20 protein-coding genes are annotated in these 24100 nt (G+C 51.8%); 4 read left to right on the top strand and 16 right to left on the bottom strand.

The genetic code is table 11. The annotated features are described in order from the left end of the window. Position 1: 1 nt before the first annotated feature. From gatC to BQ7364_RS11615, 5 genes are all read right to left on the bottom strand, one after another. Complete coding sequence (gene gatC, locus BQ7364_RS11635; protein WP_072684873.1) at positions 2–298, bottom strand: Asp-tRNA(Asn)/Glu-tRNA(Gln) amidotransferase subunit GatC; 297 nt, start codon at positions 296–298, stop codon at positions 2–4. 143 nt (positions 299–441) lie between these two features. Then, positions 442–1521 (bottom strand): CamS family sex pheromone protein, encoded by a 1080-nt coding sequence (locus BQ7364_RS11630; protein WP_072684872.1) that lies wholly within the window; start codon positions 1519–1521, stop codon positions 442–444. Next, a complete protein-coding gene (ligA, locus tag BQ7364_RS11625) occupies positions 1511–3502 on the bottom strand; it encodes an NAD-dependent DNA ligase LigA (protein WP_072684871.1) in 1992 nt (663 codons plus the stop codon). Before ligA ends, BQ7364_RS11630 begins: the two co-directional genes overlap by 11 nt. A 503-nt stretch (positions 3503–4005) precedes the next feature. Next, complete coding sequence (locus BQ7364_RS11620) at positions 4006–6171, bottom strand: ATP-dependent helicase (RefSeq protein WP_072684870.1); 2166 nt, start codon at positions 6169–6171, stop codon at positions 4006–4008. A 325-nt stretch (positions 6172–6496) separates the two neighbouring features. Continuing rightward, positions 6497–7273 (bottom strand): GNAT family N-acetyltransferase, encoded by a 777-nt coding sequence (locus tag BQ7364_RS11615; protein WP_072684869.1) that lies wholly within the window; start codon positions 7271–7273, stop codon positions 6497–6499. A gap of 140 nt (positions 7274–7413) precedes the next feature. Here BQ7364_RS11615 and BQ7364_RS11610 point away from each other — a divergent pair, with 140 nt between their 5' ends. Genes BQ7364_RS11610 through BQ7364_RS11600 form a run of 3 tightly spaced genes read left to right on the top strand, consistent with a single transcriptional unit; the run spans position 7414 to position 10117 of the window. Then, positions 7414–8319 (top strand): class I SAM-dependent methyltransferase, encoded by a 906-nt coding sequence (locus BQ7364_RS11610; RefSeq protein WP_072684868.1) that lies wholly within the window; start codon positions 7414–7416, stop codon positions 8317–8319. Beyond that, entirely contained in the window at positions 8297–8971 is a 675-nt protein-coding gene (locus tag BQ7364_RS11605; protein WP_072684867.1) for an RluA family pseudouridine synthase, read from the top strand. The genes BQ7364_RS11610 and BQ7364_RS11605 overlap by 23 nt, the downstream gene beginning before the upstream one ends. Before the next feature lie 24 nt (positions 8972–8995). Next, entirely contained in the window at positions 8996–10117 is a 1122-nt protein-coding gene (locus BQ7364_RS11600) for a M15 family metallopeptidase (RefSeq protein ID WP_072684866.1), read from the top strand. 209 nt (positions 10118–10326) lie between these two features. On the opposite strand, the gene BQ7364_RS11595 is transcribed toward BQ7364_RS11600, so the two are convergent. The 6 genes from BQ7364_RS11595 to BQ7364_RS11570 all read right to left on the bottom strand — a co-directional run bounded on the left by BQ7364_RS11595 (position 10327) and on the right by BQ7364_RS11570 (position 18455). Then, positions 10327–11169 (bottom strand): PTS system mannose/fructose/sorbose family transporter subunit IID, encoded by an 843-nt coding sequence (locus tag BQ7364_RS11595; RefSeq protein WP_072684865.1) that lies wholly within the window; start codon positions 11167–11169, stop codon positions 10327–10329. A gap of 241 nt (positions 11170–11410) precedes the next feature. Further along, complete coding sequence (locus tag BQ7364_RS11590; RefSeq protein ID WP_072684864.1) at positions 11411–12334, bottom strand: LysR family transcriptional regulator; 924 nt, start codon at positions 12332–12334, stop codon at positions 11411–11413. A 74-nt stretch (positions 12335–12408) separates the two neighbouring features. Continuing rightward, positions 12409–14397 (bottom strand): FAD-dependent oxidoreductase, encoded by a 1989-nt coding sequence (locus BQ7364_RS11585; RefSeq protein ID WP_072684863.1) that lies wholly within the window; start codon positions 14395–14397, stop codon positions 12409–12411. Positions 14398–14623: 226 nt separating this feature from the next. Next, positions 14624–16519: a hypothetical protein gene (locus tag BQ7364_RS11580; protein WP_072684862.1), complete on the bottom strand. Its 1896-nt coding sequence runs from the start codon at positions 16517–16519 to the stop codon at positions 14624–14626. A gap of 283 nt (positions 16520–16802) precedes the next feature. Further along, entirely contained in the window at positions 16803–17657 is an 855-nt protein-coding gene (locus tag BQ7364_RS11575) for a patatin-like phospholipase family protein (RefSeq protein ID WP_072684861.1), read from the bottom strand. 63 nt (positions 17658–17720) lie between these two features. Further along, positions 17721–18455 carry a peptidoglycan recognition protein family protein gene (locus BQ7364_RS11570; protein WP_072684860.1) on the bottom strand — a complete coding sequence of 245 codons (735 nt, stop codon included), beginning with the start codon at positions 18453–18455 and terminating at the stop codon, positions 17721–17723. Positions 18456–18580: 125 nt separating this feature from the next. Between BQ7364_RS11570 and BQ7364_RS11565 the strand changes: the two genes are divergently transcribed. After that, complete coding sequence (locus BQ7364_RS11565) at positions 18581–19075, top strand: hypothetical protein (protein WP_072684859.1); 495 nt, start codon at positions 18581–18583, stop codon at positions 19073–19075. 90 nt (positions 19076–19165) lie between these two features. Here BQ7364_RS11565 and BQ7364_RS11560 read toward each other — a convergent pair whose 3' ends face one another. The 5 genes from BQ7364_RS11560 to BQ7364_RS11540 form a co-directional block, all read right to left on the bottom strand. Further along, positions 19166–19753, bottom strand: a complete 588-nt coding sequence (locus BQ7364_RS11560; RefSeq protein ID WP_006061254.1) for a manganese efflux pump MntP — start codon at positions 19751–19753, stop codon at positions 19166–19168. A 243-nt stretch (positions 19754–19996) separates the two neighbouring features. Beyond that, positions 19997–20857, bottom strand: a complete 861-nt coding sequence (locus BQ7364_RS11555) for a ChbG/HpnK family deacetylase (RefSeq protein WP_072684858.1) — start codon at positions 20855–20857, stop codon at positions 19997–19999. A 232-nt stretch (positions 20858–21089) separates the two neighbouring features. Further along, the gene (locus BQ7364_RS11550) at positions 21090–21536 is read right to left on the bottom strand and encodes an NUDIX hydrolase (protein ID WP_072684857.1); all 447 of its coding nucleotides are present in this window, start codon (positions 21534–21536) and stop codon (positions 21090–21092) included. Positions 21537–21618: 82 nt separating this feature from the next. Next, the gene (gene cls, locus BQ7364_RS11545; protein WP_072684856.1) at positions 21619–23157 is read right to left on the bottom strand and encodes a cardiolipin synthase; all 1539 of its coding nucleotides are present in this window, start codon (positions 23155–23157) and stop codon (positions 21619–21621) included. After that, positions 23154–23957: a histidinol-phosphatase gene (locus BQ7364_RS11540; protein WP_072684855.1), complete on the bottom strand. Its 804-nt coding sequence runs from the start codon at positions 23955–23957 to the stop codon at positions 23154–23156. Before BQ7364_RS11540 ends, cls begins: the two co-directional genes overlap by 4 nt. Between the last annotated feature and the right edge of the window lie 143 nt (positions 23958–24100).

Genomic DNA, 24100 nt, shown 5'->3' with positions numbered 1-24100 from the left:
TTTACTTCACCACCTTCGGAACCACAATGTGGCATTCTCTGACTTTCGGCGCGTTGGCCAGCGCGTCTTCACGGCTGATCACATGATCGACGACATCCTCGCGCAGATAATTCGTCGGTGTTTCAAACGGGTAGACCATCGGTTCCACCCCCGTCGTGTCGATGCTTTCCAGCAGTCTCAGCTGTTTGTTCAACGTTTCGAATTCGGCCGCGATATCAGCGGCTTCCGCGTCGCTGAGATCGAACATCAACCGGTGCGCTAATTCTTTAAAATAAGCGGGATCTTTGATTTCTTCCATCCTTCTTCTCCTTCTTTGCTTCTTCCTTTACTGTTTCTTCTTTTACTGTTTCTTTTTTCAGTTGTTTCTTTTATTTCCGCCAGAGCGTTTCAGCCTTGCTTTTTTTAGCTGGCTTGTCAAGGGCCGCGCTTTTCAAACAGAGGTCAGCTGATATCCAGCACCGTGGTTTTCATCGTGCCTTTTTCGCGGTGCAGAATCATCACGGTTTCTTCCAGCTGCTTGATCACGATGATCAGCTCCATGTCGGTGCTGGAGAAATTGGCCGACAGCTCGTTAAGCAGCTGCATCAGAGAGTAGATCTCCGTGTAGCTCTTGGCCTGAACGGTCACGGTAATCTTGAGATAGTCCGCCGTGTCGTTAGTGTAGCGGGCCTTACCGATGATATTGACATTTTCCGGCATGAAATCCTTGACGCCGGCCTTGACCGTGCTGAATTGGGACGACAACACGCCGTCCAGCGCTGTCGCCTGATCGCTCGGGATCAGCACCCATTGTTCCTCAATCGGCGTGAACTGGCCGCTGCGGCTGGTAAACAGCCCCTGACCGATGAATGCTCCCGGGACGCTGGAACTGGTTGAATTTGAACTGTAAAACGTGATATAGATCGGCAGATCAGCGTCGACTTCGGCTTTGTTGCGGAAGTAGCGTTCCAGTTTGCGGCCGATCGTGCTGGCATAGGTATACAGCTTGTCCTGCGGGATTTCCACGGTGCTGTCGCCGCTGGTCACAGAGCTGTTCATCAGAATGCCGACCGAAATGCCGTTGAGCGTTTTCTGGTCTTCCTTCGCGATGAAATCGATCTCAACGATGCCGTAGACGATGTATGGCCGTTCCAGAATAATCGCATCGCTGATCTCAAAGTTGCCGCTGGGATTGAGTCCATAGGAGTGATCGCTGCTTTCATAGCGCTGCAGCTCCTGAATATCCTCATATTTCAAGATCTGTCCGGCCTGCAGATAATTGTCCTTGACCGGAAAGTGCTGCTTGCTTAATTCGATCAGCTCTTTCGGCATCTGCATCAAATCAAAGCGGCTGTTCGTGTTGCCCCGCCAATACCGGCCTTCGGACAGTTCGTGAGGCAGCAGCGTCTGGTAATCGTCTGAGGAATAGCTGCTGATCACCGTGCCGTCGCCGGTTTCCTCCGGCGCTTTCGGGGAGCAGCCGACCAGGCTCAGCGTCAGGCTGAGCGCCAGCAAAATCAAGCCCCAGCGGTTATTCCGCATGGCGGTTGACCTCTTCCATGAATTCGCTTTCCGTCATCGTCGCGACGCCCAGACTCTGGGCTTTCGTCAGCTTGGAGCCGGCGTTTTCGCCATAGATCACAAAATCAGTGCGTTTGGAAACACTGCCGGACACCGTAGCGCCCAGATGCTCGAGCAACGCCTGAGCTTCCGGCCGGGTCATCGTCGCCAGGGTGCCGGTCAGTACGATGGTCTTGCCAGTGAAGATCGTTTCCACCTGTTCCTCTTTCAGACAAATCATATTCAAACCGTGGCCGATCAGGGCTTCGATCAAATGCTGATTGGCTTCATCATGGAAGAAGTCCAGCACAGTCTGGGCGGTGATCGCGCCGATGTCCTTGATTTCTTCCAGTTCTTCATAGGTTGCCTGCATCAGGGCCTGCATCGTTTCAAACCGGTAGGCCAGAATCTTCGCGGCCTTCTCGCCGATCTGGCGGATGCCTAAACCGTACAACAGCTTCTCCAGTGAATTCTGCTTCGAATTCTCAATCGCTTCCAACAGGTTATCGGCGCTTTTCTTTCCCATTTTCGGGGTTTCGAGAATTTCGTCGTAGTGATCCTTCAGATTGTAAATATCCTCGACGGTGTTCAGCCATCCCTGAGAATGAAACAGCTCCACGCGTTTGACGCCCAGTCCGTCGATATTCATCGCGTCGCGGCTGCAGAAGTGAGCGATCGACTCGACAACCCGCGCCGGACAGTCGTTGTTGATGCAGAAGTGATGGGCTTCGTCGGGATAACGGACAAGCGGCATCCCGCAGACCGGACAAACCTTTGGAAAAACATACGGCACTTGCGAGCCATCGCGTTTTTCCGGCACGCTCGCGACAATTTCCGGGATGATATCGCCGGCCTTGTGGACGACAACGTAATCGCCGATCCGGATATCCTTATCCTTAATCATATCCTCATCGTGCAGCTGCGCGAAACCAACGCTTGTCCCTGCCAGACGCACCGGCGTCAACTGGGCGTTCGGCGTGATCTTGCCGGTTCGGCCAACCGTGACGAAGATGTTTTCCAGCCGCGTCACCGCTTCCTCTGCCGGGAATTTATACGCGATCGCCCACTTCGGGGTTTTCGCCGTAAAGCCTAACTGCTGCTGCTTTTCATAATCGTTGACCTTGATGACGATGCCGTCGATCTCATACGGCAGATCGCTGCGCATTAACGTCAGATCCTCGACAAACTGCCACACTTCCTCCATATTGCGGCACAGCCGGTTCAGCGGATTGATCCGGAAGCCCAGGCTGTGGATGAAATCGAGCGATTGTGAGTGCTGATGATGTCCCAACTGCGGCCCCTGCGGAACGTGGTACCACAAAGCGTCCAGACCGCGGGAAGCCGCAACTTTTGAGTCCAGCTGCCGGATCGAGCCGGCCGCCGCGTTGCGTGGATTGGCAAATTCTTCCTCTCCGTTTTCCCGGCGCTTCTGGTTTAAGCGTTCAAAGCTGGCCTTCGGCATGTAGACCTCGCCGCGGACTTCCAGCTCGCCTTCATAATCAATTTCCATTGGAATCGACTTGATCGTGCGGACGTTATGCGTCACGTCCTCGCCCACGACCCCATCGCCGCGGGTCACGGCATACTGAAACCGGCCGCCCTGGTAATTCAGCGACATCGCCAGACCGTCGATTTTGCATTCGCAGCAATATTCCACCGGACCGACTTCGGCTTCCGCTTTGCGGGCAAATTCAAAAAGTTCTTCCTTGTTGAAGACGTCGCCTAACGAAAGCATCGGACGTTTATGCGTAATCTTATTAAATTCTTCCAACACCTGACCGCCGACGCGCTGGGTTGGGGAGTTGGGATCGAACAGTTCGGGATGCTGCTGCTCCAGGGTGATCAGCTCCCGCATCAGTTGGTCGTACTCCGCATCGCTGACGGTCGGATGGTCCAGCACATGATATTCATAGTTATATTGATTCAGCTGCCTGCGCAGCGCAAGAATGCGATCTTCGCTCATCACTGTACCTCCTGAAATATCCAGTTTATTATAGCATAAGAACAAATGTTTTCTTCATCATCTTTACCAAGTTTACGCAATCTAATCGTTCCCCGGCCGCTTCTTTTCACTTTTCTTTTACATCCCGCTTCCTCACAGCGGACTCCCGCGATCAGATCCGTAACGGAAGCTCGGCAAATTTATCGGATCGAATCCGCAGCCGCGCCGTGCCCCTCACCCCTTGTTTCCCAGAGCCTATCACTCACTCATGCTAAGAGAGAAAAAAAGAGCGCCGTCAAAAACGACATAAAAACCCTCCGGTTTCCCTGATTCCAGGAGCGCGGAGGGTCTTCTGTTTTTCTGCATTCAATCCAAATTTTGCGTTCAATCCAGCTTCTGACGCAGCTTACACCGCCTTGGAATGCCCATGGAATTCTCGCTTTTCCCCAAGTCGCGACGCAGGCTCTCGCTTCGATTCTGCCGCAAGCCGGCAGCTGCCGATTCAGCCTGACGCGAGGAAAGGATTATTCAACTTCCTCAGCTTTCTGGATCGATGGATGGGTCGCCATGATTTTGCGCACGCCGAACGGAAAGGCAAACGCGATTTTCAGCATGCCTTCGCTGTATTCCAGCACGACGCCCTCGCCGAAAGCGGCATGGCGGACGTGATCGCCCTTCTTCCACTTCGTCCGCGGCTTGGAGGCGATTCTTTCCTCAAATGGCGCTTCGTCCTCAAACAGCGCGGAGTGCAGCTTGATTTCCTTCGGCTTGCCGGTATCGAAGGTCGCGCCGATGTGTTCGATATATTGCGGATCGATTTCCTTGATAAACCGCGACGGCACTTTAATCCGGCTTAAAATGTAGCTGAAGCCTGAGCTTTCCGTCAGATACAGCTTGTTCTGGGCACGCGTGAAGGCGACGTACGCCAGCCTGCGTTCTTCCTCCAGCCCTTTCAGCTGGCTTTCCTGCATCGCGCGGTCGTTCGGGAAAATCCCTTCGCTCATCCCGTAGACAAAGACCGTATCGAATTCCAGCCCCTTCGCCGCGTGAACCGTCATCAGCTGAACGTGATCGCCGCCGTCCTCCGCGCCTTTATCGCCATACAGCGAAACCAGCTGCAGGTATTCTTCCAGTGAACTGTCCGGGTAATTGACCGTATAGCTTTCAATATCGGTGATCAGTTCCTTCAGGTTTTCCAGCCGCTCATTTTCCTTATCCGCTTCCAGCATCGAACGGTAGCCGCTGTCCAGCAGGATCATTTCCAGCAGCCGGCTGATCGGTGTCGAAGGCGCCAGATTCTTCCACTTTTCCACCATTTTAACAAAGTTGTCGATCGTTGTCTGGGCCTTGCCGCTGACAACCTTTTCATCGCGGATAACCTCGTACATCGTCTTGCCCGTTTCCCGAGCCCGTTGCACGATCGTGTCCATCGTCTTGTTGCCCAGCCCCCGCCGCGGAACGTTGATGATCCGCATCAGCGCCAGATCGTCGCTGCCGCACACCATCCGCAGATAGCACAGGGCGTCCTTGATTTCCGCCCGTTCGTAGAACTTGATGCCGCCGTAGATCACATACGGAATCCGCTGCTCGATCATCGCTTTTTCAAGCGCGCGGGAGAGGTAGTTGGAACGGTAGAGAATCGCGCAGTCGCGGTAGCGCTGGCCTTGCTTGTGCAGCTCGTTGATCTTGCAGGCAATCCAGGTTGCTTCATATTCTTCCCCGGCGCTGGAATAGTGCGTGATCGCGCCGTTGTCCGGCCGGCTGGTAAATAGATCCTTTTCCACACGGTTGCGATTGTTGTGAATCAGCGCGTTGGCGCCGTTCAGGATGCTTGGGGTCGAACGGTAGTTTTCATTCAGAACGATGGTTTCGCATGGCTGGTAATCTTTTTCAAAATTCATGATGATGTTGACGTCCGCCCCGCGCCAGGTGTAAATCGTCTGATCCGGATCACCGACGACATAGACAGAGTTGTCGTTGCCGGCCAAGAGCTGGATCAAATCGTACTGGATCTTGTCGATATCCTGGAACTCGTCGACGTGGATATAATGGAAACGCTGCACCCACTTGGCCTGAATTTCCGCAAACTGGCGGAACATCCGCACGGTATACAGAAGCAGATCGTCGAAGTCCAGCGCGTAGATCGCCTGCTGACGGTTGACGTAATATTCGTAGACCTTCGCCTTGTCGTTTTCCCCGCGCAGATCGCCGGCGAACACATAGGCCCGCTCCGGGCTGATCTCAGCGGCTTTGTTATTGGCAATGTAGTCCAGCATCGAACCGAAGGTATAGGTCTGCTTATCCAGACCGAATTCCTTGTAGGCTTCCTTCAGAATGCTGCGCTGATCATCGGCGTCCATGACCGTGAAGTTGCGGGGCATGCCCATCGCCGGGATATCCTCGCGCAAAATCCGCACGCACAGCGAGTGAATGGTTGAAATGAACACGGCGTTACCTTGTTCCGGAAGCATCTGCCGGATGCGCTCCTTCATTTCGTTGGCGGCCTTGTTGGTGAAGGTGATCGCCAGAATTTTATTCGGCCAGACATGACACTGCTCGATCAAATGCGCGATCCGCATCGTCAGCACGCGCGTCTTGCCGCTGCCGGCCCCCGCGATAATCCGGACATACTGGCTGGACGTCAGCACGGCCTTTTTCTGATTTTCATTCAGCATCTCAATTAAAACCATTGTTCGCCACCTCTGCTTTTCTCTTCTTTAAGCTGATTTTCACGGACTTGGATCATGAAATCGTTCCTTATTTTAAGCCACGAGATTCAATTTTCCTCAAAGCCTCGATTCAACTCCCCGTAAAATCCCTGAATTTCAAATTGTTGATTCAGACTTTCTATATTATACATGAAACGCGAGTCATTTCTATCCCCGAGCTGCGGGTTTCAGAATTTTCATTTTCCCGGCGGAATGGGCTCCGGCTAAAAGGTGTCGCCTCTAAGGCTTTCCCAGATTGCCGCAACATTCTAAGCCTTCATCGCTTCGCCGGAAAGGAAAAGGAAGGTCAACGCGATCCTTCCTTCTGACGCAGCATCAATGTCCAGCGGCCGATCGGCACAAAGCCCAGCCGGCTGTAAATTCTTCCCGCTTCCTCGTTTTCGAAGAACAGGCATGGTTTTTTACCTTCACTTAGCAACTGTCCGCACAGCGCCGTCATCACCGCGCTGGCTAACCCCTGACGCCGACAGTCCGCGCGTGTCGCCACGCCGCCGATCATCGCCGCTTCTGCGGTTTCCGCTGTGCTGTTGGCCTGGCAGATCACCTGGCCGCCCCGCTCAATCAGGAAATGGCGGCCTTCCCGTGTTTCAATCCGGTGTGCAATCATCGCCGCTTCGTTGTCCGTCTGGAACACCTCTTCCAGCAGCCCTTTTATCCGCTGGGCATCCTGCGGCTGGGCCTGGCGGATCTGCGGATCCGATACCGGTTCCGCTGTCAGCGCGTCCAATTCGCAAAACAAGCATTCCTCACGGCTGAAGGCATCCAGCGCCAGCCCATCCAGCACCTCTTTACGCCCTTGAATCGCCTGAATTTCATATTCTTGAACCAGCCGTTCGACAAACTGCGAGTCGACGCGATTTTCTTCGCTGGCGATCACCAGGTTATGATAATACACCAGATAAATGCCATGTACAAATTCATCTTTATCAATAAAAACAGTTTGAAACCCCTGATTGAATCCATAGTTCTCAATGTCCCCGATCAAAAACAAATTCAGCGACGGGCTTTGCCTCAGATAATCCAGACATTCCTGCCGATGTTTTTCACTGCAGCGAATCATCATCGCAATCACCTCGATGCTTTTTATTTTATCAAACTCTGACACGGAGGTGAACTATTTTTTCAACTTTCTTAATTTTTCCAGCATTCTCCGCGATTCCCTTCAAGCCATGCTATAATGTACAAATAAGGAGAATCAAAAGGATGAAACGAATTGCAAATCAATGGAAAGATTACGAATGCTGCGACGCGGGCGACGGTGAAAAGCTCGAGCGCTGGCAGAATATCATACTGCGCCGGCCAGATCCCCAAGCGGTCTGGAAGCGCACGGAGCACGCCGGATGGAACCGCGTGCATGCGCATTATCACCGTTCAAACCGGGGCGGAGGAAGCTGGGAATTCAAGCAGGCCGTCCCGCAAACCTGGACGGTATCGTATAAAGAGCTGACCTTTAAGGTTTCCCCAACCGGCTTCAAGCATACCGGGCTGTTCCCGGAGCAGGCAGTCAACTGGGATTGGATGCAGAGTAAAATCCGCAAGGCCAAAGCCGACGGCCGGCCGGTCCGGATCCTGAACCTGTTCGCCTACACCGGCGGAGCGACGATGGCGTGCGCCAGCGCCGGGGCCGATGAAGTCGTGCATGTCGACGCCAGCAAGGGCATGGTTCAGTGGGCCAAGGAAAACATGGCGCTGTCCCATCTGGAAAACCGTACAATCCGCTTTATCGTCGACGACGTCCTGAAATTTGTCGCGCGCGAAAAGCGCCGCGGTCATACCTATCAGGGCATTCTGATGGATCCGCCGTCCTATGGCCGGGGGCCGAATGGCGAAGTGTGGAAGCTGGAGGATCAGATCAACGAATTAGTGAACGCCTGCCTGGAGATTCTGGACGACGACGCGCTGTTTCTGCTCGTCAATTCCTATACGACCGGTTTTTCCTCCATCGTTCTGGAAAATATTCTGCGCACAACCGTGCTGCACTGTCATCCGAATGGTTATGTGTTCGCCGGGGAAGTCGGGCTGCCGATCACTCAGGATCACATGATCCTGCCGTGCGGAATTTACGGCGCGTGGAGCGACGAAGACGATGAAGTTCAAAATTCTTTATGAGGATAATCACCTGCTGGTCGTCGTCAAGCCCGTCAACATGGCAGTGCAGGCCGACGACAGCCGGGATCCGGATCTCTTAACGCTATTAAAGCAGGACTTAAAAGAGCGGTATCAGAAACTGGGCAACGTCTACCTCGGTTTAGTTCATCGGCTGGATCGCCCGGTCGGCGGGGTCATGGTGTTTGCCAAAACCTCCAAAGCTGCTTCCCGGCTCAGCGATCAGGTCCGCACCCGCGGCTTGAAGAAAACCTACCAAGCCATTTTATGCGGGCGTCCTCACGCCGCTTCAGCGACGTTGAAAGACTGGCTGATTAAAAATGAAAAGACCAATACTGTGCGCACGGCCGCACCCAACACGCCGAAAGCCAAAGAAGCAATTCTAAGCTATCAAATCCAGGGTGAAAAAGATGGACTGACGCTGGCTGAGATCCAGTTGGAAACCGGCCGGCCGCATCAGATCCGCGTGCAGTTTGCCAGCCGCCGCACCCCCTTGTGGGGCGATCAGCGCTACAATCCGCAGGCTCGTCCCGGGCAGCAGATCGCGCTGTGGGCGGTATCGCTGACGCTGCGTCATCCGGTAACACAGGAAACGATGACGTTTACCTGTCCTCCGCCAAACAGCGTTCCATGGAATTTATTTTATCCGTCCTGAGATGAATGAAAGGAGTTTTTGATCATGGCAACAAAACCACCCGTGAAAAAGCGCAGGGTTAAGCGCAGACGGCGCAGACGGATCCGCAAATCCGTACTTTACGGCTTGATCGGCATCGCCGCGGCGATCGTGCTGGTCTTCTCTCTCACGACCATTCCGAAAATTACAACCGATAACAAGCTGAAAAGCCTGGGCTATTCCAAAGAAAGCATCGCGATGATCAAGCGGCAGAAGCTGACCAAAACGATTCTCAATGATAAGCTGTATTCCGACAATCTCAACGCCGCGCTGGCATCTGAGAACTTCAATAAAGATTATCTGCGGCTGTATCTGGTCACCGATTCGCTGAGCGAAGACGACACACGGCTTTACGATCGCCTGCGGGCCCGGAATTATCCCGAGGACTCCTGTCTGAAATTGTTTGAGAAATTGAATTTCTGGGAGATCACGCCGTTATTGGTGTTTGATTATGTCAGCGATGTCGACGCTTATATCCAGGACTGCACCGATCATCGCGACGTCAACAGTGAGAATCATTTTGAGCTGAGCGGCAGCTACGTCCATTGGTATGACAGCACGTCGGCTTCCGACGCGAAGGATGTCAGCATGATCGTGAACAAGCGCTATTACCTCGGTGAAAACTACGCTCCGGATGATCTGGTGCCGTTAAGCCTGACCTATGCCGCGAAAGATTGTTACCTGCGCCAGGAAGCGGCGGATGCGATGGCCGCGATGTGCGACGAGCTGAACGCCGGCGGCAAGCCGAAGATGTATGCCTCCTCCTCTTACCGCGATTATCAGTATCAGGTCGATCTGTACAACGGCTACGTCAATTCTAAAGGTCAGGAGTGGGCGGACTCAATTTCAGCCCGGCCGGGTTTCTCCGAGCATCAGACAGGACTGACCGTCGATATGGCTGCCACCGGCGCGCAGCTGTCCAAGTTCGCCGATACCGAAGCATTCCAATGGATGCAGCAAAATGCGCACCGCTTCGGCTGGATCCTGCGTTATCCGGAAGGGAAGGAAACGATCACCGGTTACAACTATGAAGCTTGGCATTATCGCTACCTGGGCGTCGAGCTGGCGACCAAGGTGCATGATTCCGGTCTGACCTATGACGAATATTACGAATTGTATCTGCGTTAAACGCTTTCTAATCAACGATCCGGCTTTCTCTGCCGGATCTTTTTTGTATTGACCTGTTCTGTTTGACCTGCCCTGTTCCGCAGGACTGGGATGCGCCTTCAGCCACTTAGCAGCTTCTTCCTAATTGAAAGAAGCTTATTTTCGGATTAATCCCGAAAAAAAGCCTGACATTCAATAATGTCAGGCCAATTCCTTTATTATAATTCAGTTTATACTTCTACAATCCCCAACGACGCCAGCACGATCGCCAGCACCAACACCGTGATAATCAGGCGGTTGGAATTCATCCATTTCTTTCCCAGCATCCAGTAGCACAATACTGCGAACAACGCCGGCATCAACCCCGGCATAATTGAATCCATGTATTTCTGAAGCGGGAATTCCTGCAGCAGCATTTCTCCGGTCTTCGGATCTGTGCCCAGACTGACCGTCAGCGTTTTCAGCGGAAATTTCACCATCGTGGCGATCATGCCGCCGACCACGGTCAACCCCAGCACCGACGCTGAAGCTGTGATCGTTTCTTTAATCCCGGAAAGCGTATTGACGATTTTAGCCCCCTGTTGATAACCGATGTCGTACAACTTGAACCGCAGCAGCAGGACGCCGATCAGCCAGATTTCCCAGATCATGATGCCGACGACGCTGCCTTCCTTGGCCATGGTCGCCGCGATCGAGCCGAACACCGCGCCCGGAATCATGCTGAAAATCGTATCCCCAACACCGGCGAACGGTCCCATCAGCGCAGTCTTCATCGAAGACGCGACGTCGATACCCGCGCCGTTTTCCTGCATTTCTTCCTCAATCGCAACGTTCATTCCGACGATGATATCCCCCATGGCCGGCGTGGTGTTGAAGAAGACAGAATGCGCCTGCAGCGCTTTTTTCTTCAGCGCCGGCTGGTCCCCATACAGCTTTTCAATCAGCGGAAGCATGGTTGTCAAATAGCCCAATCCTTGCATGCGTTCGTAGTTCCATCCAATCTGAGAATTCCAGATCCAGCGGAGATTGATGCGGCGAAGCTCTTGTTTGTTCAGGCGTTTCGTCTGTGTCATAGCTTTGAGTCCCCCTCTTCTTTATCCCTTATGTTGCTTTCATTATAGACCTATTCAACTTAATTTCCAATCAACGATTCATATTTTGTAGAATTTTCAGAATTTTTTATCCGATCTGATTCTCGTTTTCCGCTGCCTTTAAAGAATGAAAATTGAACCGCCGCTATAAAGAAAGATCCCCGCTGCAGGATCTTTCACTCCATTGAAATTTATTGTCCGTCATCAGGATGCGTCAGCTTGCCTAAAGCAGCTGGATCTGCGAGGTCTCCGGATTTTTCTTCACCTGCGCCGCATACGCCTTGGCCTGTTCGATCAAATTGTTAATGCCGGTGCTGCGGTAGACGCCTTTCTGAATCAGAATCACGTCGTAAATAACAAACGGATCGACCCAGTTCAGCTGCACCAGTCCCATCTGCCGCACTTTCGGCACGCAAACATAAGGAATCAGGCAGATCCGATTATCATCCTTGGCGGTGTTGATAACGGCATGGATACTGCCTAAAAATAACTCCGAGGCCGGGCGTGCGCCATTTTGGGTCAGACACCGGCGGAACTCGTCGGTGAAACAGCAGTCCTCATAGGTATAGGAGAAATTCTCCCGGTTCAAATCGCCAAGATGCACTTCCTCCTGCTGCGCCAGCCGGTGATTCGGCGACGTCATTAAACACAGCCGTTCCTGAAACAGCGGAACGATCTGCTGCCCTTCGCTTTCCTGAGTATTGAGCATCTGAACAAACCCGATGTCCACCTCGTTCTGATTCAGCCATTCCGGCACCCGTGCGCAGCAGATCGCGTTGACCTGCAGCGTCAGCTCCGGCTGCGTCTTTTCCACCGCCGCGAAGAAATCGCCGAATGCGAAACCGACCATCAGCTCGCCCCCTGCGACCCGGATCGTGCCGATCGCTGATTTCGTCTGATCAAATTCATACTGCAATTTGAAATACACACTGAGCATCTCATCAGCGTAGCGCATAAACCGCTTCCCATCATAGGTCAGCTCAATTTTTCCATTGCGGTATTCCACCAACTGAACCTGCAATTCATCCTCTAACGAACGAATGTGCTTGGCCAGGGTTGAGGGCGCATAGCTCAATTTCTCCGAGGTCTTCATGTAGTTTTTTTCCTGGGCTAAGGTCCGAAATGTGATCAGCTGTTTAATATCCATCGTTGCTCTCCTTCACTGCAAAAGCATCCATGGTCAAAATGGATGCTTTTTTTAATCATTGGTTATCTGGAGGACTACTTCGCGTCAGCGACGACCGTTTCGCCTGCCAGCTTACCGAAGACAACCGTATCAACAACCGCGTTGCCGCCTAAACGGTTAGCACCGTGGATGCCGCCGGTGATTTCGCCTGCTGCATACAGACCGGAAATCGGCTGGCCTGCTTCGTTCAGAACACGGGTTTCTGTGTCGATCGTCACGCCGCCCATCGTATGATGGACGCAAGCCTGACGAGCTGTCGCAACCCATGGTCCGTTCTCGAGCTTTGTGGAGTACAGCGTTCTGCCGAATTCGTCAGTTCCGCCATCCGCAGCCGCGTTGAAGCTGTCAACAGTCTCTTTTAACGTCGCGGCGTCAATGCCCATCTGAGAAGCCAGATCTTCCAATGTATCCGCAACTAAAATATACCCGTTTTCTTTCAAATAATCAAACGTAAATCCGTCGGCTGAACGCCAGTTCGGGTCGGTAATGTCAACATAGCCCGCACCGTCGCCGGATTCCAGCATGTAGAACATCGAATCGGTCTGCGCCATAACAGCCAGACAGATCTCGTCACGACGGCCGTCTTCACGAACGAAACGCTTGCCTTCTTTGTTGATGAAGATAATCTGATCGGTGCCGTTGACGTCACGCGGCGGATATTTCGTCAGCTGGCCATCTTTTACGTTGCCCAGGTACAGCAGCTGAATCTGTTCCATATCGGTTAAGGAAGCGCCGACTTCCAGAGCCATCGAGATGCCGTCGCCCTGCGAGCAGCTGAAACGGTTGGTCGTCATGACCTTGCTCAAATCGTTCCACTTGCCGGAGGTGTTGTATTCCTGAACCATCTTGCTGTTGGCTGCGAAACCGCCGGTTGCCAGAACGACGCCCATGTTCGCGCTGACGGTGAATTCATTGCCCGCTTTGTCCTTGCAGACAACGCCAGTCACTTTTCCTGCATCATCCTGAACCAGTTTTTCAGCGGTGCTGCTGGTCAGAACGGTAATCTTTTCATCTTTCAAAATGTTTTCAACATACGTGGAGATAAAGCCGGTGCCCATCTGCATCGTGCTCGTATGTGTTCTCTGCCACAAGCTGCCTGCGCCCTGGCCGATGATATCGCTGAATTCCATACCCAGTGATTCGATCCATTCCAGACCTTCATAGGAATCGTAGCACAGAACCTTGACTAAATCGAGATCGCCGACTTTATCGCCGTTGATCCATGTCTGCAGCGCATACCATTCTTTCGTATCGAACAGATCGGTACGGCCGCTGGCCTTGTATTCATCCCACTGCGCCTGAACTTCTTTCTGCAAAGCAGCATGCGCATCGTTGATCGGATCTTCCGCCAGAGCTTTTTCAACGGTCGTCTTCACAGCGTCCGTCATCGTTACCTTGTTCTGCAAAGGTTCATCCGGTGTGTTGTAAATCGCGCCGCAGACTAAGGTATCGCCGCCGACTTCACCGTTCTTTTCAACGATGATAACGTTAGCGCCCTTCTGAGAAGCCGCGATCGCCGCCGCCAGGCCTGCTCCGCCGCCGCCAACAACGACAACGTCTGCGCTCTGATCCTGCTGTGCTTCAGAAGCGACTTCCTTCATCCAGTTCGCCGGATCCGCGCCTGCCTGCGTCAGGCAGTCTTTCACAGCGTTGATGACCGCCGCGGAAGTGATCGTCGCGCCCGCTACGGTATCGACGTCCAAACTCTGATTGGCTACAATTTCTTCCGGAATCAAGACTGTCGGTGCTTTCCCGCCTTCATCCAATTCCGTTCCCGCCGCGTTTTTCAAAACGCCGCCGATCCCCGGTGTTTCTGAATCCTTTGTTACCTTAACGGAAACAATGGCGTCCTCGCTGACTTCAACGGTGACTTCAACGGCATCGTTCATTCCCTGCGATGTCGCGGTGTACGTCCCAGCCTTCATGCCTGTCGCGGCCGCCGGCTCATCCTTCTTCGGAGTTGAGCATCCGGCCATTGAACAGATCATGAGGAAACTGGTCAGGTAAAGCATTGCTTTTTTCATTCTTCATTTTCCTCCTTAAATCTTGTTAAAATTATATCATGTTATTTTTTTATCAACACACACTAAAAGGAAATGGGTTCTCGCTTTTTTCGTGACTGCTCCCCATCTCCTTTCACCGCAGCAGGCTGACCGGCAGCCTCAAACCAAAAACGCCGGTATTTCCGGCGTCTTTCTGTTTTATGATTTCCTTTATTTTTGCAGCGATCCTGATCAGAACCAGCCCGCGCTATTCCCGCGATTCCGACCGTTTCGGATTTGTCGGTCGCTGCGTCGATTTCGCTGAAGCTTTGCGAAATCCCCGGGTCAGCGCCAGCGCGTAATACAGAATGCGTTCCAGAACATAAAGCACAAGGACAACCTTTACGGCTGCAATCGAAAAAGCCATGCTGGAAGTCTGAACGGAAGTTGGGCGGTAGACGACGTCATAGGTAATCGGCCCTTCACTTTCCAACATGTCAAACGTGACCAGTCCGGTGTTCTTTGCAGCGTAAGGAATAATCGTGGCGATCACTTCGCCCTCCTTGATCGCATCAACCTCATAGCCGTAATAATACGTCCGCGGGACGGTGAGCCACTGGCCGCTTGGCCCCGATTTTACAACAAACTTGAAATGCCCATACTCGCTTTCATCAACGTTCTTATCATTGATCAGCCGCTTCATACTGCTGTCGATAAACGATTCGCTTGGCGACACCGCCCATTTCACCCATTCGCGGTAATCCTTGTAATCGACGTCCACGTCATACGGCAGATAATCCGCGCTGCTTAACTGCTGGACATTGTAGACCGCAGTTTCCTGGGTTTCTCCATAAACATTCAGCTGCGCTTCCTCCACCGTCATGGAATCCGGATAGCCGTAGATCTGATCATAATTCACCTTCAGCATAGAATAGGTTGGAATCAAGATCACGATTACGCTGACTGTTTTCAGCAGGATCCTGAATTCCACCCGCTTAAAATTCCGGATGAAAACAGACCAGTAATACCCGCCGGCCAGCGCCAGCATCGGAATGCAGACCGGCAGCAGCCGCTGCACAAACTGCATGAAGCTGAAAAACGGAAACAGCTGCCAGGGAAACAGCTTCGTCATCATCAACATCGACGCATAGCCGATAATCCAACAGTGAAATATAAACGGGTTGCGCTTGCGCTTCTCCTTTACCGCGAAGCCGATCAGCGGCATGAAGATCAGAAACGGCCCCGGAGAATTATTCAGATACACCGTAGTATCGACGGTGAAGTTGAAGATTTCCGACAGATCGACAGCGGAAGCCGCCAGTCCGCCGCCCAGATTAAACGTATGCGAGACGACCATATCCACCGCACCCATCTGTTCCAGCATCGGAGCGATGAAGAACCAGGCGCAGGCCAGCGCCGCCAGAATCGCCTGCAGGATATTCAGGATCCGGATTTTTTCCCGCCACAGCTTCTTCATGTTGATCAAAGCGAAGACCGCGAATACAATGCACATTAAGATAAAGCTGATGTTGTGCGAAAGCACCAAGCCGCAATACCCCACCGCCAGCCAGATCCAGCGCCGGCTGTCCTTGTACATCGTCTGATAGATTCCCGCCAGACAGATCGGAATGAAGACCAGCGCCAGCAGCTCGCCCAGTCCGCCCCGCCGCAGAATATCGGTAATGCTGTGAGTGTTCAGCATGAACAGCAGCATCGCCAGAATCGCCGCGTAACCGCTGCGCTTGCTTACCTTATAGCTGCACAGACCGATCATCATCGTCGCAATCCAGACTAACCCGAACACATACTTCTTATACACCAGCACCGGAAGCATGCCGTCCGTCAACAGCGCGGCCGGCCAGTACAGAAAGAGGTTGCAGTAAAAGATCGGCGTCGGATATCCGAAATTGTAATTCTGATTCCAGAACAGATAGGGGTATTCGACGTTGTTCTGCTGGGCCTCCATCAGGCTGATAATCCGGTTGATGTGGAAACCGGTATCGGCGCCCAGATGAACCTGACCGTTGTTAAAGGGAAAGCAGAAGAACGAAGCGATCAAGAATGAAACGAGCGCGATGATCAGAATTGTACCGGCCCACATCAGGATCGGTTTCTCTTTTTTTAGTTGAATCACGTGATTAATCATGGCTTTATATTTCATCATATTTCTTTTAAGTATCCTTTTTTAGTGACTATCTTCTTATTGTACTCAAATTTTCAGTAATTAAAATAGTAAAAAAGTAAAATTAAACATTTTATCATAATATCACTATCTTATTTCTGTTATCTACTCTGTTATCTACGCTTATTAATTCTGATCTTCACGCTTGAATGCTTGCCTGTTTCAGAAGCCAATGGAATAGGTCGGGAGAGTGCGCAGAGCGAAAAACAAAAAAATTCCTGATCAAACTGATCAGAAATCGTTTTTGTTTCTTTTTGCATTGAACTCATACTTTGCCCAGGAAATCCAGCAGCTCCGCTTTCCGCGTTTCACAATCGACCTTGCCCAGTTCAAATAACTGCTTCAAAGCTTCCGCATCGCCGGAGAACCGCTTCACGCCCAGATTCTTGGAAGGTCTTAACAACAACGCTCTGCCTTCCTTCTGTAAATCACCAACCAGATTCATTTCTTCATAATATACATCGCTGCGGATTTTCAGCGCGTCGATCAACGCCTGATTATGATACGCCAGCTTCGAGCTGTTCAGCAGCATCTTACTGCTCGGCTTGCGCACATAGCCCTCATCCTTGGTCACGATCACCAGATGCTTATCGCAGCCATACCCCAGTGAACGCTTGATCGGCACCATCGTCGTGACGCCGCCGTCGATATACAATCCATCGCGATAAGGCACCGGCGAGCCGGCCAGCGGTAAGGTGCAAGCCCCTTTTAACAGCCGCAGATCGTCGTCCAGTTCCTGTTTCCTGACCCACTCCACTTTGGAAGTATTTAAATTGAACAGGCCGATCTCAATCTCCATCGGCGACTTTCGCAGTGCGTCCAGTTTATAATGGATCGTGTCCTTCAGCAGCCGGTCAAACATGAAGTCATAGCCAACGTAATGCCGTTCCTTGAATAATGGATTCAGTCCTACATTCCGTTTGTCCGGCATGTAGATAACACCGACATCATACAGATACTGCTTATTCCGCATCGCAAAGCTGCACAGGTTCATCGCGCCGGCCGAAATGCCCACGCCGTAGTCAAATTCGATGCCCTGGTCGATCAGCCATGTCAAAACCCCAGCCGTATAGGCGCCGCGCATGCCGCCGCCTTCTAAAACCAGTCCGGTTTTTCCCATAAATTCACCTCAATCATCCAGTCATTTATTGTAACAAAAAAAACTGAATTTACCACTACAAAATCATGGTTTCGTCGCTTCTTGAACCATTTTTACGAATTCTTCCGTCCTTTTGGCTGATAAAATCCGATGCGGACAGTCCTTGCCGGAGAAATCATGATGCTGCCTGATATCTTCAATTCGCAGATCATACACCTTCATCAGTTCGGCGCACAGTGCGGCCGCGTTTTCCATTGTCTTTTCAAAATCATTGCCTTCGTTGACGCACAGCTCGATACCGATGCCCGTCATATTGCCGCCGTTTTCCGTCATTTTATCGCCCGCATGCCAGCCGACTTCCTCATCCGGCAGGGAATGATAGATGGAATGATCGTCAACCGTATAATGCCAGGAATTGATATCCGTTTCATTCGTCTTTAAATATTCGTTATGATGCCAGGCGTCCGCGCTGGCTGCTTCGTTGTCTGTCTCGTGAATGACGATCCAGTGGATCTCACGTTGGATCCCAGGCCGGTTCTGATGTCCCTCGGGAATGTAATCATGCACGACTTCAATCCCATTGACTGTCTGCAGCTGCACGCCTTCGGTATGATAGATCCGATTTTCCCGCACCGGCCACAGCCACAACAAAAGCAGCGCGACGACGATCAGCCCTGCCAGCACGCCCAAAATCGCCAGCTTGCGGCGGACCGACGCTTTCAGGCGGTAACGTTTATGTGCCCGTTTCTGTTTCCCTGACGAAGAACGCGAGGAAACCGCCCGTTGACGCGCGGCGGTTTTTCCTTGTTGAGTATTCATAAAACATCCCCAATCTGCGAAATAAACTTAATTTTATTTTAACATGTTCCTCCGCCGAACACTGAAGGAAATTCTTAATTCTTTCTAAAGCATGCTATAATCAAAAACAAAGGCAGGAAGTGAATATGAAGAAAGTTATTTTTATCAGCGCTACGATGGGCTGCGAAAAAACCACGATCCGCCGCTTCTGCAGCGAACCGCTTACCCGCAGCGTCTGGCTGGACGGGGATTGGTGCTGGATGATGCCGTTTCAGGTTAATGATCAAACCAAAGCGATGGTTCTGGACAATATTACCTATTTATTGAATCAGTTCCTCGCCCAGCCGGACTTCGATTATATTTTGTTCAGCTGGGTGATGGACGACCCCGAAACCGTGCGTTCGATTTTAAAACGGCTTCACGGCGAGTTTACTTTCAATCATTTTACCTTATCGCCTTCCCCTGCTCAGCTGCGCCGCCAGCTGCAGTCTGACATCGACCGGGGCCTGCGAACACCGGACTGTCTTGAGCGCAGCTTGGCCCGGCTTCCTCATTATGACGACATTGACTCAGAAAAAATAGAAACAACCGGACGCGAACCCCGGTCCATTGCCCGGGAAATTCTATTTCGGCTGCGTTGACTCCCTTCAATTTCATCTAAAAAAAACCTCTTACCCGCGTAAGAAGTTTTTATTTTTGCAATGACTTTCATGAGGATATTTCCGCAGATTTCAGAAAAACATGTGTTCCACAAAGATCCGCAGCCCGATCAGAATCAAAATCACACCGCCCAGCACCCGGGCTTTTTCTTTGACCATCGAACCGAAACGTTTCCCCATTGCCGCACCGATCAGGCTCAGTCCGAAAGTGATACCGCAGATCAACAGACAGGCAGTAAAAATATTGACGTGAATGACCGCGAAGCTGATTCCCACTGCCAGAGCGTCGATACTGGTGGCAACTGCCTGCATCAAGATCGTCGGCAGCGTCAGCGTTTTATTCCCGCAGTTTTCACATTCCGATTCCCGGCTTTCCTGCCACGCTTCTTTAATCATATTCAGCCCGATCACGCCCAGCAGAATCAGCGCGATCCAATGGTCGATCGAGCTGATCGCGTCGCTGAACATCCGGCCGCAGAAATAGCCGATCAGCGGCATGATTCCCTGGAACAAGCCGAACGCCCCGGAAGTGATCAGCGCTTCTTTGCGGTGAAAGTTTTCATAACATAAGCCGTCGGTGATCGACACCGCAAATGCGTCCATCGCCAAACCGACCGCTAACATGACTAACGTGACCGCATCCATAACATTTGCATCCATACATTTCCCTCTTTCTTCCTAAAAAAAGACCCAGGCATAAGCTCGTTAAAGCCTATGCTTGAGTCTTGTTCATTAAGCCAAACCAGGCGGCAAACCGCCATTGTGTTGATTTGACACGCAGGTTTCCCCACGCAAACTACTCCCTCAAGAAGTATGTTCAATATACCAAAAATAGGATGAAGATGCAAGCCTTTCCGCCTGTTTTTCCGACCGCTTTCGACAAAGCGGCGCAGGTGTTGGAATTTATTTAAAATTTCCGATCCACAGCGGACTGCCGATCGCTTTCAAATGATCCTGAAACTCGTTTGTTCCATAAAGAACGTCGCGCTGATTCACCAATTCAATTTTGTTTTCAATAATCCAGTTTTTATATTCCTCGCTCGTGCATGCCTGCAGCTCTTTGCATCGATGAAGATTACAGGTCGATTCTTCCATGATGTGATCGTCGCAATAGCCTGGATGCCAGCCATACATGAAAACTTCCTCGGCGTCTGTCCACCGCAGCGCCATCATTTTTTCCAGCGGCTGATAATCTTTGAAATCTTCCAGCTTATAGCTGGAGTTTGTTGCCAGGCCGTAAGAATAATAACGCAATGCCTTATATTTCGGATCACATTCCGTCGGATGGCGATGATCCGGCGCGGAGGAAAAAATATTATAGGCGATTCCGTATTTTTCCACGACCGCTTTAAATGCTTTTTCAAGCGGCAGCTCGCTGTTTTTCACGCTGGCGACATCGGGATATTTACCCAGAATGCGGTAACACAGCTCCATCTGCGCGTTAAATTCCTTATACGCGTCTTCATAGGTTGCTTCCCGCATTAACTCCGGATGCCGGTGTCCCCATTTAAACCGGCCTTTTTCATTGACTAAAGAAGGGACTTCCTCCGGCGGCAGGATCGGACTTTCCCACAGATGCCGATGCCAGCCGATCGACAGCCACGGCTTATCTTTCAGCCAGGTTAACGCGGCGACGGTATCCGGCGAATCGAACATCACGTCCGCGGAGGACGCAATCCCGCATTCAAATGCCTTAAACGCACCCATGTCATAGGCTGGCGTATAGCCGACGTCGTCGACTCTGAAAACCAATCTTTTTCTCATTGACACAATCCTCATCTTTCTGCGTTCATTATACAAAATCTTTAATTGTCTTCGATCGCAAAAAAAGTTCTTATATCAGTAGAAAAGATGACATTTAACGATTCTGCACAGCTGTTGTGCGATCCATATCGTCTGGGAAATGCGCCGTTTTCCCTGTTCATTTAAGAAACAGCCCGGATAACCGGGCTGCCTGTTTTTGCGGGAAATGGATATTGTGATCTTCGTCGCGGGGCTAACGGGTGAAGGACTTTGCCAAATCCTCAGCCCTGATCCGTTTTGCCTGCCGCCATAACCGCGGCTGAATCTGAGGATAGGTCAACTCATCGGGCAGCCCGCTGAACCAGCGGACTTCCGCCATTTCAAATGCGGGAAGCGGTCCCGGTTCGCCTGAGGTCGCATAATAAAGCATCCCGCTGGTGGACCGCTCATCCTGGCTGACGGTGTAAATGCAGCATGGCTGAAGCGCCGCTTTGGTGATGCCGGTTTCCTCCCACAGCTCGCGTTCAGCCGCCTGACGCGGAGTTTCATCCGGTTCAATATGGCCGCCTGGAATTTCCCAGGTAGCCCGCCGGGCATGCCGCGCCCACAGCACCTGATCACCGTCAAACAAAACGATGACGACATACTTCAGGGGAATCGCTTCGGTATGGGGATGAAAGCTGACCTGCACGCTGTTCATTCTCTGCGCCTTCTTTCTGCTCATTTCTGGATTTCAGTATTCTTTCCGGCATGCCATCCGTCAGCATCCGATGCCGATTCACCTACATCATCGGTGCGAACAGATTCAGGATGGCCCGGACCAGCCGCACTACCGCCGGCGTATCCCGGCAATCCTTCAGCGTGACTTCGCGGCAATCCTTCAGGGTGTCGATATAGTCCTGCTTCATATCTTTGATGATCGAACTCTTATAGGTCAGCACCCCGCACTCAAAATGCAGATAGTAGCTGCGGTAATCCATGTTGGTCGTGCCGCACAGCCCGATCTCATCGTCGCTGACAAAGGATTTTGAATGAATAAAGCCCGGCGTGTACTCGTAAATCTTCACGCCCGCTTTTAACAACGGCTCATAGTTGGCGCGCGTGACCATAAACACCAGCTTTTTATCCGGTACGTGCGGCACCGTGATGCGCACATCGACGCCGGCCTTGGCTGCGGTTTCCAGAGCCCGCTGCATCTCATAGCCAATGATTAAATACGGCGTATGAATGTAGACGTAATGCCGGGCCTGATTGATGATGTTGAAATGAATCGTCGCCCCGACTTCTTCCTCGTCCGTCGGACTGTCGGAAAACGGCTGGATGTAACCGTCGCTCTGCGGTTGTTCCTCCGGCTTGTAGACCGGCCAGTAATCGTCGTAGTTACTCGGGGCCATGTCTTTATAAACAAAGTTCCAGAACTGCAAGAACATGACGGTCAGACTCCACACGGCCTCGCCCTTCAGCATCACCGCCGTGTCTTTCCAATGGCCGTATTTCTCATACGCATTGATGTATTCGTCGGCCAGATTGATTCCGCCGACAAAGCCGATTTTTCCGTCGATCACACAGATCTTGCGGTGATCGCGGTTATTCATCTGGATTACCAGCCGGGCTTTTAACGGATTGAACACGGCGCAGCGGATTCCCAGCTTTTCCAAGATTTTACGGTAATTGGCCGGCAGCGTGTAAACGCAGCCGGCGTCATCGTACATCACCCGCACATCGACGCCCTGCTTCACCTTTTCGATCAAGATTTCCAAAATGGAATCCCACATGATTCCGTTGTCGATGATGAAATATTCCAGAAAGATATACCGCTCGGCTTTCTTCAATTCCTGAAGCATGTGCCAGAACTTCACCTCGCCGGTCGGACAATAGGTCGCTTCCGTATTCTTATAGACCGGATAGTAAGCGTTGTTGAGCACGTACCGGAACTGCTTGACGACCTGTTCATTCTGATCCTCAATTTCAGTCAGGATTTTTTCATTGCGCGGCAGCACCGGATGCGTCCTGGCCGCTTCCGCCATCGCTTCCCGACGCAGTGCCTTCGGCATTTTCCGTCCCCCGAACATCAGATAAAACAACCCGCCGAACAGCGGGAAGACGAGCACCAGAATGATCCAGGCCAGTTTATACGACGGATTTTCCTGTTTATTCACGATGTAAATAATTAAAAAGAAGTTGATGAACCGAAGCAGGTCGCTGACCAGCTTGAACCCGGACAAACTCACCATCACGCCGATGATTAAGCCCAGCTGAAGCAGAATTAAAACGGCCACGATGAAAAGCCGGTTCGCCATGATATTCAATATTTTTTTCATCGCTTTTCCTTCTTTCCCAAACGCAGCGCATCCCACTGTTCCCAAACGCGCACGCCTGTTATATCAATAAACGTTTTCACCTCGGCAATCCGCTGCGGCATCAGCGCAAACTGTTCCGGAGCATGAGCGTCCAGCCCGTAGACCGCCGTGCAGCCAAAGCTTCCGGCAATCTCCCAGAACCGCGCCCATGGATAGGGGTAGCGCCAGCCTTCGCGATAGGCCAGTTTGCCATGCTTCATACCCTTGAGATTGATTTCCAACGGTACCCCGGCCTTCACTGCCGCCGCGCAGAGAATTTGCGCCGCTTCGTCGCATGCCAATGACCAGTGATCGCGGCTCAGCATAAAGTATTCCGGATGCGCGACATAATCCGCCAGACCTTCCTCTAACGCCATCGCGATCCGCCGCGCATAAAGCAATACGCTTTCATCCGCTGCCGCCTCGCAGAAATCCATGCCGCCGGGGGTCAGGTAGTGGTTGCCAATGATCATATAGTCCGTTTCCTCCCGAAGCGTTTGCAGCTCCGGACGCAGCGATGGGAAATATTCAAACTCAAAACCGGTAAGAATTGTAATCTGATTCCGGTATTTCTCTTTCAGGTTTGCGATTGAGTTTAGATAGCCGGCTTTTTCTTCAATGTTCATGCGGTCGCGCTGATCCCTTAAACAAGCAAAGGGACAATGATCGCTGAAGCCTAAAACCTTCAATCCGGCTTTGATCGCCGCCTGAACATACGCTTCATCCGTGCCAACGGCGTGATGGCAGCGGGCGGTATGAGTATGGAGATTAAAATCCGGCATGCTTTCACCCCTCAATACGTCCTATTATAGCGAAATCCGCGCTACTTTGCACGAAAGACTTTCTTAAGATCCGCTTGAAAACAAGCGTTGAAAAAGCTTGGAAAACCTGCCTGGACTAAAGTGTGGCGGCCTGGCGTCCATTC

Source organism: Holdemania sp. Marseille-P2844, assembly GCF_900120005.1.
Taxonomy (GTDB): Bacteria; Bacillota_I; Bacilli_A; order Erysipelotrichales; family Erysipelotrichaceae; genus Holdemania.
The sequence above is the reverse complement of the archived record's forward strand: the minus strand, read 5'-3'. Positions and strand labels throughout refer to the sequence as shown.

Coding starts and splice junctions, on each gene's coding strand:
- BQ7364_RS11555 (WP_072684858.1), bottom strand. CDS start 20,857: ATGAGAAAAAGATTGGTTTTCAGAGTCGACGACGTCGGCTATACGCCA.
- gatC (WP_072684873.1), bottom strand. CDS start 298: ATGGAAGAAATCAAAGATCCCGCTTATTTTAAAGAATTAGCGCACCGG.
- BQ7364_RS11620 (WP_072684870.1), bottom strand. CDS start 6,171: ATGGTTTTAATTGAGATGCTGAATGAAAATCAGAAAAAGGCCGTGCTG.
- BQ7364_RS11575 (WP_072684861.1), bottom strand. CDS start 17,657: ATGGGAAAAACCGGACTGGTTTTAGAAGGCGGCGGCATGCGCGGCGCC.
- BQ7364_RS11595 (WP_072684865.1), bottom strand. CDS start 11,169: ATGACACAGACGAAACGCCTGAACAAACAAGAGCTTCGCCGCATCAAT.
- BQ7364_RS11630 (WP_072684872.1), bottom strand. CDS start 1,521: ATGCGGAATAACCGCTGGGGCTTGATTTTGCTGGCGCTCAGCCTGACG.
- BQ7364_RS11610 (WP_072684868.1), top strand. CDS start 7,414: ATGAAACGAATTGCAAATCAATGGAAAGATTACGAATGCTGCGACGCG.
- cls (WP_072684856.1), bottom strand. CDS start 23,157: ATGAAAAAAATATTGAATATCATGGCGAACCGGCTTTTCATCGTGGCC.
- BQ7364_RS11540 (WP_072684855.1), bottom strand. CDS start 23,957: ATGCCGGATTTTAATCTCCATACTCATACCGCCCGCTGCCATCACGCC.
- BQ7364_RS11615 (WP_072684869.1), bottom strand. CDS start 7,273: ATGATGATTCGCTGCAGTGAAAAACATCGGCAGGAATGTCTGGATTAT.
- ligA (WP_072684871.1), bottom strand. CDS start 3,502: ATGAGCGAAGATCGCATTCTTGCGCTGCGCAGGCAGCTGAATCAATAT.
- BQ7364_RS11605 (WP_072684867.1), top strand. CDS start 8,297: ATGAAGTTCAAAATTCTTTATGAGGATAATCACCTGCTGGTCGTCGTC.
- BQ7364_RS11590 (WP_072684864.1), bottom strand. CDS start 12,334: ATGGATATTAAACAGCTGATCACATTTCGGACCTTAGCCCAGGAAAAA.
- BQ7364_RS11560 (WP_006061254.1), bottom strand. CDS start 19,753: ATGGATGCAAATGTTATGGATGCGGTCACGTTAGTCATGTTAGCGGTC.
- BQ7364_RS11550 (WP_072684857.1), bottom strand. CDS start 21,536: ATGAACAGCGTGCAGGTCAGCTTTCATCCCCATACCGAAGCGATTCCC.
- BQ7364_RS11600 (WP_072684866.1), top strand. CDS start 8,996: ATGGCAACAAAACCACCCGTGAAAAAGCGCAGGGTTAAGCGCAGACGG.
- BQ7364_RS11570 (WP_072684860.1), bottom strand. CDS start 18,455: ATGAATACTCAACAAGGAAAAACCGCCGCGCGTCAACGGGCGGTTTCC.
- BQ7364_RS11585 (WP_072684863.1), bottom strand. CDS start 14,397: ATGAAAAAAGCAATGCTTTACCTGACCAGTTTCCTCATGATCTGTTCA.
- BQ7364_RS11580 (WP_072684862.1), bottom strand. CDS start 16,519: ATGATGAAATATAAAGCCATGATTAATCACGTGATTCAACTAAAAAAA.
- BQ7364_RS11565 (WP_072684859.1), top strand. CDS start 18,581: ATGAAGAAAGTTATTTTTATCAGCGCTACGATGGGCTGCGAAAAAACC.